This window comes from Streptomyces sp. NBC_01241 (assembly GCF_041435435.1).
GTDB lineage: Bacteria > Actinomycetota > Actinomycetes > Streptomycetales > Streptomycetaceae > Streptomyces.
Genome location: NZ_CP108494.1, coordinates 4,550,734 through 4,566,730 on the forward strand (window position 1 = coordinate 4,550,734; position 15,997 = coordinate 4,566,730).

The 15,997-nt window shown below is 72.6% G+C and carries 10 protein-coding genes and 1 riboswitch; of the genes, 5 read left to right on the forward strand and 5 right to left on the reverse strand.

What is annotated here, in order from left to right:
- Positions 1-46: 46 nt before the first annotated feature.
- From OG306_RS20330 to OG306_RS20340, 3 genes are all read left to right on the forward strand, one after another.
- Positions 47-1,207 carry a PP2C family protein-serine/threonine phosphatase gene (locus tag OG306_RS20330; protein ID WP_266747507.1) on the forward strand — a complete coding sequence of 387 codons (1,161 nt, stop codon included), beginning with the start codon at positions 47-49 and terminating at the stop codon, positions 1,205-1,207.
- 279 nt (positions 1,208-1,486) lie between these two features.
- Positions 1,487-1,639, forward strand: a riboswitch (cyclic di-AMP (ydaO/yuaA leader).
- Between the two features lie 11 nt (positions 1,640-1,650).
- Positions 1,651-2,898, forward strand: coding sequence for a M23 family metallopeptidase (locus tag OG306_RS20335; RefSeq protein WP_266747508.1), 1,248 nt, complete (start codon positions 1,651-1,653; stop codon positions 2,896-2,898).
- A gap of 178 nt (positions 2,899-3,076) precedes the next feature.
- Positions 3,077-4,021: an aldo/keto reductase gene (locus tag OG306_RS20340; protein WP_266747509.1), complete on the forward strand. Its 945-nt coding sequence runs from the start codon at positions 3,077-3,079 to the stop codon at positions 4,019-4,021.
- Between the two features lie 58 nt (positions 4,022-4,079).
- Here the strand turns inward: OG306_RS20340 and OG306_RS20345 are convergent, their stop codons facing one another.
- The 4 genes from OG306_RS20345 to OG306_RS20360 all read right to left on the reverse strand — a co-directional run bounded on the left by OG306_RS20345 (position 4,080) and on the right by OG306_RS20360 (position 9,967).
- Positions 4,080-5,591, reverse strand: coding sequence for a PrsW family intramembrane metalloprotease (locus OG306_RS20345; RefSeq protein WP_266752329.1), 1,512 nt, complete (start codon positions 5,589-5,591; stop codon positions 4,080-4,082).
- Between the two features lie 289 nt (positions 5,592-5,880).
- Entirely contained in the window at positions 5,881-6,693 is an 813-nt protein-coding gene (gene trmB, locus OG306_RS20350; protein ID WP_266747510.1) for a tRNA (guanosine(46)-N7)-methyltransferase TrmB, read from the reverse strand.
- Positions 6,686-7,942, reverse strand: coding sequence for an L-2-hydroxyglutarate oxidase (gene lhgO / locus OG306_RS20355; RefSeq protein WP_266747511.1), 1,257 nt, complete (start codon positions 7,940-7,942; stop codon positions 6,686-6,688). Before lhgO ends, trmB begins: the two co-directional genes overlap by 8 nt.
- 279 nt (positions 7,943-8,221) lie before the next feature.
- Entirely contained in the window at positions 8,222-9,967 is a 1,746-nt protein-coding gene (locus OG306_RS20360) for a sporulation protein (RefSeq protein ID WP_266747512.1), read from the reverse strand.
- A gap of 1,257 nt (positions 9,968-11,224) precedes the next feature.
- On the opposite strand from OG306_RS20360, the gene OG306_RS20365 reads away from it, so the two are divergent.
- Positions 11,225-13,336, forward strand: a complete 2,112-nt coding sequence (locus OG306_RS20365; RefSeq protein WP_266747513.1) for an asparagine synthase-related protein — start codon at positions 11,225-11,227, stop codon at positions 13,334-13,336.
- 144 nt (positions 13,337-13,480) lie between these two features.
- Positions 13,481-13,933, forward strand: a complete 453-nt coding sequence (locus OG306_RS20370) for a hypothetical protein (protein ID WP_266747514.1) — start codon at positions 13,481-13,483, stop codon at positions 13,931-13,933.
- Here OG306_RS20370 and OG306_RS20375 read toward each other — a convergent pair.
- Entirely contained in the window at positions 13,920-15,899 is a 1,980-nt protein-coding gene (locus tag OG306_RS20375; protein ID WP_266747515.1) for a sigma-70 family RNA polymerase sigma factor, read from the reverse strand. The genes OG306_RS20370 and OG306_RS20375 overlap by 14 nt on opposite strands.
- Positions 15,900-15,997 lie beyond the last annotated feature (98 nt).

Here is a 15,997-nt window from a genome sequence, read left to right on the forward strand (position 1 = left end):
CGCGGTACCGTCCGCAGCCGTGCGCGTACCGGGCAGGAGACCACAGGTGTGGAAGCGGCTGAAGGGGCGCGGCAGACATGCCGAGGGCGGCACCCGTACCCGGCGGTTCGTCCGTGCGATGCCCGCCGTGATGATTCTCGGCGGGCTGGTGTTCGACTTCCTCACCCCGCCGACCTTCACCGCCATTCCGCTGTTCGTGGCGGCGCCGCTGATCGCCGCGCCGTTCTTCTCGCTGTCCAGGACCATCTGCACCGGCGTCGCCTCGATGCTGGCCGTTGTCGTGCTGCGGCTGTACAGCAACACGCTGCCGGACATCGTGCCGCTGATCGAGCTGCTCACTCTGGCCACCGTCTCGGTCCTCGCGGTCGTGATCAACGGGGTCGTGCGGCGCAGCAGTGAGCAGCTGGCGTCCGCGCGGGTCATCGCGGAGACCGCCATGCGGGCGGTGCTGCCGAAGCCGTCCGACCGGATCGGCGGGCTGCACGTGGCGGCGCGGTACGAGGCGGCGCAGGCGGACGAGTTCGTCGGCGGTGACCTGTTCGCCGTGACGGACTCCCCGTACGGGGTGCGGTTGGTGGTCGGGGACGTACGGGGGAAGGGGCTCGACGCCGTGGAGTCGGTGGCGGTGATCATCGGGGCGTTCCGGGAGGCGGCCGAGCAGGAGCGTTCGCTGGAGGGCGTGGCGCAGCGGCTGGAGCGGGCGCTGGCGCGGGAGGGGACGCGGCGGGGCGGGCTCGACGCGGTCGAGGGCTTCATCACCGCCGTGCTGGCCGAGATCCCGGCCGGGCTGTCCCGGGTGCGGGTCGTCAACCGCGGCCACCCCGAACCGATCCTGCTGCACCCCGACGGGGCGCTGGATGTGCTGGGGCCGACGGTGCCCGCGCTGCCGCTCGGGATGGACCTGGGAGCGTGGCCCGACAGGTCGGACGAGTGGGACCTGCCGGCGGGGGCGACCCTGCTCCTGTACACGGACGGCCTCTCCGAGGCGCGGAACACTGACGGGGTCTTCTACGACCCGGCGGCCCGGCTGCGCGGGCGGATCTTCCCGGGGCCCGAGGAGCTGCTGTCCGCACTGACCGATGACGTACGGCTGCACACGGGGGGTGAGACGACCGACGACATGGCGCTGCTCGCGGTCGTACGTCCCGCGGAGGGGCAGCCGGACCGGCGCAGGACCGTGAAGATCGTCGGTCGCGAAGGGGTGTGACGGGTGGGGCGGGGGCTTCGTGCGAGCCGGGTCGACCTTGGGTGCGGGATACCACCGTACGTAACCGAAGCGCGTCGCTCCGCATAACATTTGACGCAACGTCAGAAATCTGGTGGCCGCTGAGGGTCGATCAACTCATCCCATTCCGCCCGGTTGTGCACCGTAAAGTCCAGGCCAAAGACGTGAACGATCAGTGGGAACAGCTTGGAATCAGGCCCCGGTGTCTATTAACGTTCGATAACGCAGCGCGGTCGTCCCAGCCGTCGTCAGTGGCGGCACCGCGCGCGAGCGCCGAATTCCGCAAGGGAACCGGGGAACCACCTACATGGGGTGAATCGGACACCTGTGTCTCGTGAGAGGCAGAGGAGCCCGTAGGAGACCTTCCTGCTCCGAACCCGTCAGCTAACCCGGTAGGCGAGAAGGAAGGAAAGGAGTGCGCCCCCGTGGCGTCCAACAAGCCTGCCCCCGAGGCTCCCTCTCGGTTCAACCCCGACTTCGGTTCCGACTTCGGCACCGAGTTCGGATCCGGTTCCCACTCCGGCTTCGCTTCCGACTCCCCCTTCGCTTCCGACTCCGGCTTCGGCCCCGACTACGGGACCGCCTCCGACTACGGGACCGGTGGGACGGGAGCGGCGTACGGCACCGAGCCGGGCGGTGACTTCGCCGGTGACTTCGGTGGCGAATTCCGCGTCAACGGCGACGGTGAGCCCGAACGCAGCTGGGACGAGTGGAACCCCACCGAGGAGTCCGTCCGCCCCGTACGCGGCAGGCACCGCGTCGCCAAGCAGCGCAACGGACTTGCCCGTAGCTCCACGGTGCTCGGGGTCGGTGTCATCGCGGCGGTCGGTGCAGGGGGCATGGCCACCGCGCAGAGCAAGCCGCCGGTCTCCATCTCCCTTCCCGATTCCATCGCGGACAAGCTTCCCGACGCCAAGTCCCTTCCCGGCGTGGGTGCTCTGTTCTCCGCGGAGCCCGAAGCCGACAACACCGCTGTCGCCGCCGCTGCCGCACCGCTGACCACCGCCGGCCTCACCACCACCGAGGCCGAGCAGGGCACGGCGGACGCGGGCGAGGCGCTCCGCGCGCGCATCCTCCAGCAGGCGGAGCAGCAGCAGGACGCCGCCGACGCCGAGGCCAAGGCCGCACAGGAGAAGGAGGCCGCGGAGAAGGCCGCCGCCGAGGCCAAGAAGCAGCAGGACGCGGCCGAGGCCAAGGCCGCCGCCGAGAAGAAGAAGGCGGAGGAGGAAGCCAAGGCGAAGGCCGAGGCCCTGCGGCTCGCCAAGCTCGCCGCCAGCTACGCCATCCCGACCTCCTCGTACACGATCACCTCGACCTTCGGCCAGGCCGGCTCGATGTGGTCCTCCGGCTACCACACCGGCCTCGACTTCGCGGCGCCGACGGGTACGCCGATCAAGGCCATACACGGCGGCACCATCAAGTCGGCCGGCTGGTCCGGTTCGTACGGCTACCGCACGGTGCTGGAGCTCGACGACGGTACGGAGCTGTGGTTCTGCCACCAGTCCTCGATCGGCGTGAGCGTCGGCCAGCAGGTCACCACCGGTGAGACCATCGGCCGGGTCGGCGCGACCGGCAACGTGACGGGCCCGCACCTCCACCTGGAGGTCCACACCCCCTCCGGTACGGGCATCGACCCGATGGCCTGGCTGCGCGACAAGGGCCTCACCCCCTGATCCGCAGGCCGCCCTCCCGGTTCTTCCGGGCCGTGTGACCGGAGCGCTCCGCTGCTCCGAGCGATCCCGTGATCCGGTGGACCCGCCGCTGAACTCCGGCAGCCCTGACGCTCCCCCCCGACGTCAGGGCTGCCGGTCCGTCGGAATAGCGGGCGTGCCGGAATCCGTTGATCCATTTATGACTTCTCTTCGTAAGCTGGGCCCTTCCGACCTCCAGGTCTTCCCGCTCGCCCTCGGCGGCAACGTCTTCGGCTGGACCGCCGACGAGGCGCAGTCGTTCGCCGTGCTGGACGCTTACGCCGCGGCGGGCGGCAATTTCATCGACACCGCCGACGCCTACTCCGCCTGGGTCCCGGGCAACGAGGGCGGCGAGTCGGAGACCGTCATCGGAAAGTGGCTCGCGGCCCGCTCCAACCGTTCCGACATCGTCGTCGCGACCAAGGTCGGCGCGCACCCCTCGTACAAGGGGCTCTCCGCCACGAACATCAAGGCCGCGGCCGAGGAGTCGCTGCGCCGGCTCGGCACCGACCACATCGATCTGTACTACACACACTTCGATGACGAGACCGTCCCGGTCGAGGAGATCATCACCGCCCTCGACGAACTCGTGAAGGAAGGCAAGGTCCGGGAGATCGCCGCCTCCAACATCGGCCCCGAGCGGCTCCAGGCGTCCCTGGACTTCTCGGAGCGCGAGGGGCTGGCCCGGTACGTCGCCCTTCAGCCGCACTACAACCTGGTCTCGCGGGACACCTACGAGGGTGAGCTCCAGGACACGGCCGCCCGGGCCGGGCTCGCCGCCGTCCCGTACTTCGCCCTGGCCTCCGGCTTCCTCACCGGCAAGTACCGTCCGGGGGCTTCGGTGGAGAGCGCCCGCGCCGAGAAGGCCGGTGAGTACCTGGCGTCGGAGCGGGGGCAGAAGGTCCTGGCCGCACTCGACAAGGTAGCCAAGGAGCGCGACGCCGAGGTCGCGACCGTCGCCCTGGCCTGGCTCGCGTCCCGGCCGACGGTCGCCGCGCCGATCGCCTCGGCCCGTACGGTCGAGCAGTTGCCCGCGCTGCTGGCCGTCGCCGACCTCCGGCTGACCGAGCAGGAACTGGCGGAGCTCACCGAGGCATCCGCCTGACGGGCGCGGTGCGCCGGAGCCCCGGTGGCCCGGTGCTGAACCGGCCCGTCCGTACCGGCTACCGCGGCGGTAGCCGGTACGGATTGTGGCCCCTGTCGTAGGACTGGTACAGCGGTGGAGCCCCCGGGACCGGGGACATGTACGGGGGACGCAGGCGGCCTGTCGCCTGCGCGGCGTACGTCAGGGCGGGGGCGGCCACGTCCCTGCGTTGCCAGAGGTGGTGCAGCAGCTCCAGCTCCCGTTCGGCGAAGTCCGGGCCCGCTGCCCCGCGGCGGGCCTGCCGGCGCAGCGAGGCCAGTGAGGTCGCGAACGATTCGTACTCGGCGACGGTGCGGGCGGCAGCCCTGCCATGGGCCTTGGCCTGTGCTGTGGCATGGGCCCTGACCTGCGCCGCCGGCCCGCGCCCCGGGGTACGCGCCGACGTGTATCCGGGCGCGTATGCGGGAGCGTATCCCGGTCCGGGGCCCGGCCCTGGCGCGTATCCGGGGTCGTACGGCGGCCTGTACCCAGGCCCGTATCCGGGGTCGTACGGCGGCCCATGCCCCGGGGCGTACGGCGGTGGCCAGGATGCCGGTCCGTACGGGCTGTTCCAGCTTCCCCCGGACGCGGCGGCGTGCCGCTGGCGTGCCGCGTCGCGGGCCATGCCGCGCGCCCGCATCGAGGAGAGGGCGAACGGCTCGGCCGGGGTCAGCCAGCCGGCCGCCGCATAGGCGGACAGCTCGGCGGAAAGCGTACGCAGCTCCCGCTGGCGCGACCAGATCGCCAGCCAGGTGACCAGGCCGAAGACCGGGACCATGAACACCCCGTACACGGCGTAGAAGCCGTACGGGCCGAAGGTCGCCGACCCGTTCCACAGGGCGTGCATGCCCATGGCGAGGACGAGACCGAGCAGTGGCAGCGCAACGCGGCGGAACCGGCGGCGCCGCGCGCTGGCCGCGGCGAGCCCGAAGCCTATGCCCGTCAGCACCGTGAAGAGCGGATGCGCGAACGGCGACATCACCGCCCGTACGAAGAACGTCGCGGCGGTCACCGAGACGACGCCCGAGGTACCGATCTGCTGGTCCTCACCGAAGGCGTTGCCCAGGTACAGGATGTTCTCGGTGAACGCGAAGCCGCTCGCGGTGAAGCCGGCGACGACGATGCCGTCGACGATCCCGTTGAACTCCCGTTTTCGGAAAAGGAAGATGAGCAGGACGGCCGCGGCCTTGGCGCTCTCCTCGATGACCGGCGCTATGACCGTGGCTCCGAGGGTGTCGGCGTTCGACGGGTCGGCGGTGGCCGTGGCTATCCAGCGGGTCGCGAACGAATTCGCCAGGATCGCGACGAGGGCGGCTGCGAACGCGCCCCAGGCGAGGGCGAACAGCAGATTCCGCCACGGCGCCGGTTCGACCCGGTCCAGCCAGCGGAACGTCGCCATGAGGAGCGGGACGGGCAGCACGGCGAGCCCCAGCCCGACGAGAAATCCCTCGCTGCCCGTCTGATCGCGGACCAGGGCCAGGATCGCCAGTCCGCACAGTGCGAGCACCGTGCACACGGTCGCGATGCGGAACGTCCTGCTGCGCCACACCATGCCGACGCGGCGCGGCCGGTAACGCCAGTGCCTGCGCTCCGGCACGGCAGCCAGGATCTCGCCGACCCGCTGCTCCTCAAGAAGCGGGACGGCCGGCTGTGAGTGCCGCTGCTGGACAGACCCGTCGGAGACCACCCAATGACCCTAACGAGCAGCACTGACACTGGCCATGGGGCACCGGGCCCGGGGAAGGTTCCGGCACCGGACCCGGTCCGGGCTCCAGTTCCTTCCTCCGGCTCCGGTTCCTTCCTCCGGTTCCGGCTCCGTACGTGGGTCTCGGCGGCGGGTCTCAGCGGCGGGCGAAGAGCAGGTCGTGCACGACGTGGCCCTTGTCGAGGCCCTGTCCCTCGAACCGGGTCAGCGGCCGGAACGCCGGCCGCAGCGCATAGCCGCCGTCCGCCTGGGTGTTCTCGAACAGCGGGTGCGCGGTCAGCACCTCCAGCATCTGCTCGGCGTACGGCTCCCAGTCGGTCGCGCAGTGGATCACGGCCCCCGGCTTCAGCCGCTGCGCCGCCAGATCGAGGAACTCCGGCTGGATCAGCCGCCGCTTGTGGTGGCGCTTCTTGGGCCAGGGATCGGGGAAGTACACCCGCAGCCCGTCCAACGAGTCCGGCTTCAGCATCTCGCGCAGCAGGATGATCGCGTCACCATTGGCGACCCGGATGTTGGACAGTCCGTTCCGGTCCGCGAGTCCGAGCAGATTGCCCTGGCCGGGAGTGTGCACATCCACGGCGAGAATGCCCGTGCCCGGGTCGTCGGCCGCCATCTGCGCGGTGGCCTCTCCCATGCCGAAACCGATCTCCAGCACGACCGGGAGCCCGTCGAACAGCTCGGGCAGATCGAGGACGCGCTGCCCGTCGATGTCCAGGCCCCACTGCGGCCAGAGCCGCAGCAGCGCGTCCTCCTGGCCGGGCGTGACGCGGCTGCGGCGCGGCTGGAAGCTGCGGATCCGGCGTTCGTGGTGCGATCCGGCCGGATCGATTGCGGGTCCGCCGGGGAAGCGCGGCTCCTGGCGCAGCCTGCGCTGCCGCTCGAAGGAGGCGGCGCGCAGATCGTCCGGAATCCCGGCAGCCGACGAGGAGGGGTTCAAGGGCTCAGACACAATGCCCCGATTCTACGGCGGGCGGCTTCCACCCCGTCCCCCCAGCCCGGAGCAGCGCCCTGCGTGCCACCTCCCGCCCGATGGGCAGGGAAGCCGTCGCGGCGGGCGACGGAGCGTTCAGTACATGGACGGTGTGCGGCGCCTCGCGGATCAGGAAGTCGTCGACCAGGGTGCCGTCCCGGAGTACGGCCTGGGCCCTGACCCCGGCCGGGGCCGGCCGCAGATCGGCCTCCGTGACCTCGGGCAGCAGTCGCTGTACGGCTGTCGTGAACGCGTGCTTCGACAGCGACCGGTGCACTTCGCCCGCCCCGTACCGCCAGTGTCTGCGCGCGATCCGCCAGGTGCCCGGCCAGGTCAGGGTGTCCGCCAGCTCACGGGGGCGTACGACGGGCCAGCCGTACCCCTCGCGGGCCAGCGCCGGCACCGCGTTCGGCCCGACGTGGACGCTGCCGTCGTGGCCCCGGGTCAGATGCACGCCGAGGAAGGGGAACGCCGGATCGGGCACCGGATAGACCAGGCCGCGCACCAGCTCCGGCCGCGCCAGCTCGTAGTACTCCCCCCGGAAGGGCACGATCCGCACCCCCGGGTCGTCGCCCGCGAGCCGCGCCACCCGGTCGCAGTGCAGCCCCGCGCAGTTGACCAGGACCCGGGCCCGCACCACCGGGCCGTCCGCCGTACGCACCGCCACGCCCCAGGGGCGGCGGTCGATCGCCGTGACCTCCGCCCCGTAACGGATCACCCCGCCCGCCCCGCTCACCTCGGCTGCGAACCGTGCCGCGACCGCCCCGAAGTCGCACACCCCGGTCGTCCCGACGCGGATCGCGGCGAGCCCGCGCACCTGCGGCTCGTACTCCGCGATCTGGGCGGGCCCCAGCTCGCGCACCGGCAGCCCGTGCTGCCGGCCGCGCTGGACCAGGGCGTGCAGCCGGGGCAGCTCGGACCGCTCGGTCGCGACGATCAGCTTGCCGGTCACCGCGTGCGCGATGCCGTGCTCGGCGCAGAAGCCGACCATTTCCGCGGCGCCGCGCACGGCGTAGCGGGCCTTGAGCGAACCCGGGCGGTAGTAGATTCCGCTGTGGATCACTCCGCTGTTGCGCCCGGTCTGGTGACGGGCGGGGCCCGACTCCTTCTCCAGCACCGTCACCCGGGTGCCCGGAGCGGTGCGCGTGATCGCATACGCCGTCGACAGGCCGACGATCCCGCCGCCGATCACCAGCACATCGCAGTCGTACGCCGCGCGCGTCATCATCACGCCACCTCCCACCCCGATAGTGCACTGACCCACTGACAACGCACTCAAACCAGCGCGGCCCAGCGTGGCGCCGGATCTTTTACGCCCGGCGGCGACAGGGGCGCGCGCCGGATGCCGCCCGGACACCGTTCGGATGCCGCAGGGACATCCACGATGCCGTAGGGACACCCGCTAGGACATCCACGATGCCGCCAGGACATTCGCAAGGACATCCTGGCGACGCTGTGCGGAGGTGTGCGGAGGTGTGGCGGAGGCCGGTCGTCCGGGTCGGTAGGGCTACACGGGCGCCACCAGCAGCGGTCGCGCCCGCTCGCGGAGCTCGGCGACGCGCGGCTCGTGCCCGTACGGTTCGAGCCGGTGCAGCAGGTCCCGTACGTACTCCGTGGTCCGCGCCGAAGAGATGCGGCCCGCCACCTCCACCGCCCGGGTGCCCGCCGCGCAGGCCGCGTCCAGATTCCCGGACTCCAGCTCGGCCACCGCCGACACCACCAGCCGCAGCCCGTGCGAACGGACGAACTCCTCGGTGGGTCTGGACAGGGCCTGCTCGGTGAAGCGCCGCACCTGCCGGGGCGCCTTCAGATCGAGGTGGCACTCCGCGGCATCCGCGGCGAATCTGTCGTACGAGTAGAAGCCCAGCCACGACGGGTCCGCGTCGCCGTCCCGGGAACGCTCCAGCCAGCCCTCGGCGGCCTTCAGCGCGGCCCCCGCGGCCGCTGCGTCGCTCGCCTTTGCATGGGCGCGCGCCTCCACCAGACGGAAGAAGCTCATGGTGCGGGCCGTGGCGAGCCCCCGGTTGCGCTCGACCGCGGCCTGCGCGAGGTCGACCCCCTCGTCGGCGAAACCGCGGTAGGTCGCCTGCAGCGACATCGAGGCGAGGACGTAGCCGCCGAGCGGTACGTCGGCCGCGGCCCGCGCGAGCCTCAGCGCCTGGATGTAGTAACGCTGTGCGGCTTCCTGCTGGCCGGTGTCGAAGGCCATCCACCCGGCGAGTCTGGTCAGCTCGGCTGCCGCGCCGAAGAGCGCCCGGCCCACCTCGTCGCTGTACGAGCCGAGCAGCAGTGGTGCGGCGTCGACCCGTAAGCACTCCGGGACCATGGAGGAACGCCAGTCCCCGCCGCCGTACTTGGAGTCCCAGCGGCGGGCGTCCTGGGCGGCCTCGCGCAGTTTGGAGACATCGCTGTGGCCGACCCGCAGTGGGGAGATGTCGCTCGTGACCGGGCCGACCGGTGCGGCGGGGGAGACGGCGGCGGGGGACGTGAAGGACGGCGTGGACGTGGATTCCGGGCCGGGCTGGGCGGGGATGGACGGTGTCTGCTTCGTCCCCATCGCTCCCAGGGTTCCCAGTGCCGCTTGAGCCGCCCGTGCGTTCAGCGCTGTCTGCGTGACGGGAGCACCCGCCATGCCGGGCACGGCTGTGGTGCCGGGAATGCCGGGTTCCGCCTCCGCGCTCTCTCCCGTCGCGGCCGGTGCCCTCTGCGCCCCTGCGCCGGTACGTGCGCCTCTTGCACCCGGGGTGCCGAGGACGGCTGCCTCGGCGGCTGTCGAGTCGCGTTCCACCGACGGGTCGGCGGGGGATATCAGCCAGCGGGACGCGGGCGTCGCGTACGCGCTCACCGAGAACGAGCCCGCCAGCGACTGCCAGATCCCGCCGCTGCCGGCCCGCCGCCCGGCCAGATCCAGCCGGTACAGCTCGGTCGCCGAGCGGACCGCCTCGGCCACATCGCGCGGAAACGCCAGTCCGACCTCCGGTGCCGGATCGGCGTCCGCGAGCCCGATCTCGTGCAGCGGGACCGGCCGGCCGAGTTTGGCGCCGATCGCCGCCGCGATGAGATGGGGCGCGGCGCCCTGCGGCACCATGCCCTTGGAGACCCACCGGGCCACCGAGGTCTTGTCGTACCGAAGTGTCAGTCCGCGCTGCGCCCCGAGGTCATTGACCCGCCGGGCGAGCCCGGCGTTGCTGATTCCCGCGAGGGCGAGAACGGTTCCGAGCTTCTCGTTCGGTCCGCGTTGCTCCCTGGACATGCGTCACCCCTCGACACACAGACGGCCGCCGCGTCACCGTTGCGGCGCGCGGCATTCGTACCGTGTCCTCCCCAGGGACGAGCCCCGGCACTCCGCCGCACACGCATATGGCCGAGCCCCGAGGAATATGCCTCCTGCCGAGAACCTCAGTAAACACAGGGTAGTTCGCCGCATCCCTACCGTTAAGGGGCAGACGTCCGTATGGCGGGATTGTTGTCCGTGCGTTCGCGGTCGGCTGTGGGGCGTAGCTCCGGTCGCGGGCGCGGTGCCGCTCCGTCGTCGCGCGGAGCGGCCCGGACCCGGCCCGGACCCGGCCCGGACCTGGTCGGCGACCCGGCTTCGAACCCCGTGCGAGGGACCGCTCGGACGGGATGGCGGCGCCCGTCCGTCGGGCTCCGTACGTGCTCCTGGTGTGTGGCCGTGCGCCCGGCCGTGCGCTCTCGTCCGGCCGTTTCGGAGGCGCTTCCATGGTTGCTGCGTGGGTCGGCCCACTGCGTTGGACTCAGTGGGCTGGGGGACACTGCCGCCTCATTCCCCGCAGGCGGCGGACCGGTCCGGGAGGTGAACCGCGCCTCCCGGACTGAGCATCGGACGGTGCATCGGACGGTGCGCCGGGCTGTGCGTCGAAGCCGGCATGCGACCCGCACACGGCCCGGACGCGACCGGCAGGCGATCGGCGCCCGGCCGGCATCGGGCCGTCCCGAGTCCACGAAGCGGGGAGTGGGCGGGGATTGAAGCAGGACGAAAGGGGACTTCTGGTGCGGTGAGGTCCTTGCCGTCGCGTTGCTCCGCACTCGGAGAATGGCCGAATATCATCGGTCGACCGAGGTTGGGGCGGCCGATTCGCGGACATCTCGTCGACCGTCCGGTGATCGTCCGTCATCGGTCAGTTCGCTGACGGCATCCGTCCGTGGGTGGTTCGGGCCGTGGCCGGATTTCGCCCGGTGGATCTCGCTCGTACGAGGTACGCAACACGCCCGACCCATAAGCGCGTTGGCGCCTGACCCGCCTCGCGCACGCCGGGCGCCGGTCATTCCCGCGGGAGACCCGGCGCAGGTTGCCGCCCGACGTGCGCCCGTAGGCGCCCGGCCCGGTTCGGTCTTTGCCAGGGGCGCATGCCCTTCCGACGTGCGCCGTCCGTAGCCCCTCCTGCGCGCGTTTGTCGTGGCAGCATGTTCGCAACGGCGCCGCAGGCCGGCGGAGTTCTCCCGATAATGTCCTGCTGCGCCGATTTGTCCACAGCCTGTGGAGGCGGCGATGCGTTGGTTGGTGGGGTGGAGCAGTATCGCCGCGCGCTTCGGCACGGCCGGCGCCGTCGGCGACGCCGACGAGGGGCGCACGATGCACCCCGTCGGATCCCAACTCCTGTGGGGCGACCCGGATCCGCTCTGGGCCGTCGGCGACTGGCGCCCCGACGAGATCCGTACGAGCAAGGCCGAGACCGCCGAAGGCGCGCCCACCGCCCGGCTCGCCGTCCTCGGCTGCTGCAGTGCCACCGACGAACAGCTGCGCGTCGGGCTCCTCGCCGCCCGCGGCGGAGCCCTGCGCCACCTCACCTCCTGGCCCGGCAGCTACACGGCCGTCGTCCAGGTCGGCCGCCGCATCACCGTCATCGGAGACCTCGCCGGAGCTCGCCCGGTCTTCTACACCCCCTGGGCCGGCGGCACGGCGTACGCCACCGCCGCACTCCCGCTCGCCGACCTCATCGAAGCCCAGCTCGACATCGGTCATCTGGCCGCCCTGCTCGCCTGCCCCGAAACCCCGGAGGCGCTGCGCGACGGCACCCCGTACGAGGGAGTGAAGCGCATCCCGCCGGGGCACGCACTCATCCTCCGCGAGGGCTCGCGCGAGATCACCGGGTACGAGGCGGTGGCCTCCCTCGCCGTAGCCGCGCCCCAACTCGACCCCGTCAGCGCCGTCGACGGGGTGCGCGACGCGCTGGTCGAGGCCGTACGCGCCAGGCTCACGGCCCCGCGCCACGCGCCCGAAACCCTGCCGCCCGACCCCGGGCCGGTCCCTGGCATGGGGCCCGCCGAACGGCGCGCCGCCCGCGGCGCCCCCGTACCCGGCATCGGTGCCGACCTCTCCGGAGGCAGCTCCTCCGCCACCCTCGCCCTCCTGGCCGCCGGACTGCCCGGCCTGCCCGGCACCCTCCTCGGCCACGGCACGGGAGCGGGGGAGCGGCTGCTCGCCGTCACCTTCAACGACCTCACCGCACACGGGCACGAGGACGAACTCGAACGCGCCCGCGTCATCGCCGCCAACCCGCGCCTGCACCATGTCGTCGTCGCCGCCGGGGAAGAGGCTCTGCCCTACGCGGACCTGGGTGGCGGCCCGCTCACCGATGAGCCCGCCCCGTCCCTCGTCGTCGCCGAGCGCCATCGCCGCCGCCTCGCCTCGGGCAGCGCCGACCACTTCGTCGGCGGTGGCGCCCGGCAGGTGCTCGACGCCCATCCGGCCCGCCTCGCCGACCTGCTGATGGACCGGCGCCGACGCCATCTGCTGCGCCCCGTCGCCGCTCTGGCCAAGGCCGAAGGCCCGACCGCGCACTCCCTCTTCGTCCCGCTGACCGTCTACCGGGCGGCCCGCCGCCTGTCCCGTACGTCGTACCGCACCGGCCTCGAAGCGGCGGCCGACCGGCTGCCGGACGCCAACCGCCATGCCCCCGACCTCGACACGCCCGCCGACGCGTCGCTCGCCGCCCTCGCCTGGTCCCGGCCGGGACCCGCCGCGCGCTGGCTGACCGGGGAGGCGCTCGCCGAGGTGGCGTTCCGTCTGCAGGAGGCGGCGATCCGCCCCGCCTCCGTCCCGCGCCCCGGCGAGGCCCGCGCCCGGGCGGCCCTCGCCCGGTTCGCCGCCGACCACCGGATCCTGGAGCAGGCCGCGGAGAACCGCAGCCAGCGGCTGCACGCCCCGTTCCTCGACAATCAGGTCGTACGCGCCGCCCGTGCGCTTCCCGAATCGCTCCGCGTCCAGCCGGGCGCCCGCGCCGCGATCCTGCGCCGAGTGCTCGCGGGCGCGGGCATCCACGAGCTGCCGCCCGGCTGGGGCACCCCGTCCCTCGCCACTGCGAACGCCACCGCCCGCACCGGCCTGCGCGCCGCGCTCCCCGACCTGATCGCCCTCTTCGACGCACCGCTGCTCGCCGACGCGGGCCTGATCGAGGCCCGCGTCGTACGAAAGGCCTTGCGCGCCGCCTCGGAGGGCGAACCGCTCCCGCTGGACGGACTGGCGCATCTGGCGTCCATGGAACTGTGGCTCCGCCGACTCGTGTCACGGCGCGGCACCTGCTGGACGGGCACGGCGGCGCCGCGCCAGCGCGCGGTCGCGGGCGGAATCGTTCCGGCGAGGCGGACGCTGCAGCCGTAGGCGCGGGCGGGGTGGGGCGGTGCCGTCGGGGGCCTTCGGCGGGGCCTTCGGCGGGGCCTCGCACCCGCCGGCGGGTGCGCGCTACCGGGTGTGCGGTGTTGCTCTCGTCGTCGGGCGCCCGCGACCGGGCGCGCCGTGTTGTTCGTGAGCCGTGCCACCGCCGAGGCGCACGGGATGGCCGCGGCGGCTGTCGCCTACGCCTGTATCCACAGCGGCGCCTGGGAGTACGCCGTCGCGCTGGTGTTCCGTACCCACCGCGGTGAGATCGCGGAGGCGCGACGGCTGGTCACCGAGGCGGAGACGGCGACGGGGCGGGGCAGCCCGCCGTCGCACTTCACCGCGGTGGTCCAGGGGCTGGATGCACGGATCCCCGTGTACGAGCCGGGGCCCGGGAGCGGTCCGGCGGCCGGGGTACGCGGCCTGACGTCGGCACTTCGCGGGGCGCGGGATGCCCGGTGCGCCGAGCTCGTCACCGGACATCTGGCGGACGGTGCCGGGGCGGTGCTGTCGAAGGCGGGACGCCATGGCGAAGCCGTACGGTTTCTGGCGGCGGGGGACAGCCGGCGCCTCACCGCCCGTCGTCTCACCGGCAGCTGATGGTCGAATCCGCCCAGTCGGCAAGTGTCGCACCGCCGACGGGGCGTGCCCGCTCGACGACGAGCCGGATCTTTTCCTGACCGGCGATGCCGACCCCGACGGGAACGGCCGGGTCGTTGCCGTTCATCACCGGGGACTGCCACAGCCGTGTCCCGTCACCGTTGAAGACGGAGAAGCGCACGGAGCCCAGCCCCGTGGTCATGTCGTCGACCCCGGCCATGGCCTCGTAACGCGTGCACTGCCGGTTCAGCTGGATGGTGACCGAGGACTTGCCGTGGACGGTGACCCCGTGCGCGTACTGCGTGCCGCCGATCGACAGACCGGAACGCTGCCAGACCCAGTTGCTCTCGTTGATCACCACCTCCGGCCCGGTGTGGTCACCCAGCATCGAGTAGCTCAGCTCGCTGAGCCGATACGCGGTCGGTGCGGGCGATGGAGGCGGCGGGGGCGGCGGGGGCGGCGTGGGTGTTGTCGGCTCGGGAGTGAGGGGCGGAGTGGGCGTGGGAGTGGGGGTCGGAGTGGGCGTGGGAGTGGGAGTGGGAGTCGGTGTCGGTGCAGGAGTGGGCGTTGGTGTCGGCTTGGGTTCGGGCTTCGGCGCGGGCGCCGGCGGTGGGGGCGGAGTGGGTTTCGGCGGCGGTGTCGGTTTCGGGGACGTCGGCGTGGGTGCGGCGGGCGCCACGACAGCGGGCTCGGCCCGCTGTTCGGCCTCGGGCTTCGGCTGGTCGTCGCCGGCCAGCGCCCAGACCATTCCGGCCGCCACCGCCACGGCAACCGCCGCCGCGATACCGGCCTTCGCCGGGGCACCGAGCCCTTCCGAGACCGCGGCACCACCGGCGGCGCCCCCGGAAGAACTCCCACCGGTCGCCGCCACGGCGGCACCCGCACCCGCGGCTCCCGCCGCGCCACCGGCGACGATTCCGGCAGCCTTGAGCGCGTACCCGGCGGCGAACCAGCCGATGACCGCGACCGGCAGCAGCGCAGGAATCCCCGCGTTGACATGGGCCAGTTCGCCCGCGGCGAGCCGGCACTTCGCGCACTCGTCCAGATGTCCCCGCAGCCCGCGCTCGGCCCGCATCCGGAGCCCACCCCGGGCATACGCGCCGAGGCGGTCGGCGTACCGCGCACAGTCGCCGCCCGAGGTGAGCGCCTGACTCACATGCGCCTGCAGGTATGCCTGCTTGAGCCCTTCGCGGGCCCGACTGGCCAGGACCGCCGTGGCATTGGCGGTCAGCCCGAACAGCGGGGCGATCTCGCTGGGCGACTCCTCCTCGACGGTGGTGTGCCACAGCACCGCCTGCCAGCGCTCCGGCAGACTGCGGAACGCCTGCATCGCCATCGACCGCTCGGCGTCGTGCATCGCGAGCACATCCGCACCGAGGTCGAGCGTGTCCGCGTCCGACACCTGGGAGGCCTGGGACGCCTGCGCGGCGAACACCGCGAAGTCGTCGACCAGTTGCTCCCGCTTCGCGGTCTTGGTCCAGGCGGCTCCGACGTGCCGGACAGCCGTCATGAGGTAGGCCCGTACCGCCTGCTCGGGCCCCTTGCCCCTGCGTACCGCCTGCAGCGTGCGGGCGAAGACCTCGGCCGTCAGATCGTCGGCGGTGTGCGCGTCCCGGCAGCAGGTCCGCGCGTAGCGGCGCACCGCGTCCGCGTGCCGTCGGAACAGTTCCTCGTACGCGAGACCGTTGCCGTCCCGCATCTGTGCGATCAGCTCGGCGTCGGAGAACGCGGCGGCGGGGGCGTCGGCGGCGCTGGTGTTGCCGCCCGCCCGCTGCATCGGCACCGCGGCGTCGGCGGGTGCCGGCCACGGACCGGGCAGGACGGTGCCACCCACGACGTCACCGACCGACCGCTCGGGCCCGGCCTGGCTCGGTACCTGCCGCGAGGGCAGCCCACCGGCTTCCGTCACACCGCCCGTGGCGGAGACGTCGTCGAACGACTCTTCCTGCTGCCCGTCACCGCTCATTGCGGAAGCCCCCGTTTGCGCTGTCGGACCCGAACACCGGGCAAGAGTGCCACATGGCGCAATCACGCCGACCCTTCAGCCCCTGCAACCACTCATCC

What these genes read in the sequence shown, in the direction of transcription:
- OG306_RS20375 (WP_266747515.1), bottom strand. Translation starts at nt 15,899, where the DNA reads ATGAGCGGTGACGGGCAGCAGGAAGAGTCGTTCGACGACGTCTCCGCC.
- OG306_RS20365 (WP_266747513.1), top strand. Translation starts at nt 11,225, where the DNA reads ATGCGTTGGTTGGTGGGGTGGAGCAGTATCGCCGCGCGCTTCGGCACG.
- OG306_RS20345 (WP_266752329.1), bottom strand. Translation starts at nt 5,591, where the DNA reads ATGGTGTGGCGCAGCAGGACGTTCCGCATCGCGACCGTGTGCACGGTG.
- OG306_RS20360 (WP_266747512.1), bottom strand. Translation starts at nt 9,967, where the DNA reads ATGTCCAGGGAGCAACGCGGACCGAACGAGAAGCTCGGAACCGTTCTC.
- lhgO (WP_266747511.1), bottom strand. Translation starts at nt 7,942, where the DNA reads ATGATGACGCGCGCGGCGTACGACTGCGATGTGCTGGTGATCGGCGGC.
- OG306_RS20340 (WP_266747509.1), top strand. Translation starts at nt 3,077, where the DNA reads ATGACTTCTCTTCGTAAGCTGGGCCCTTCCGACCTCCAGGTCTTCCCG.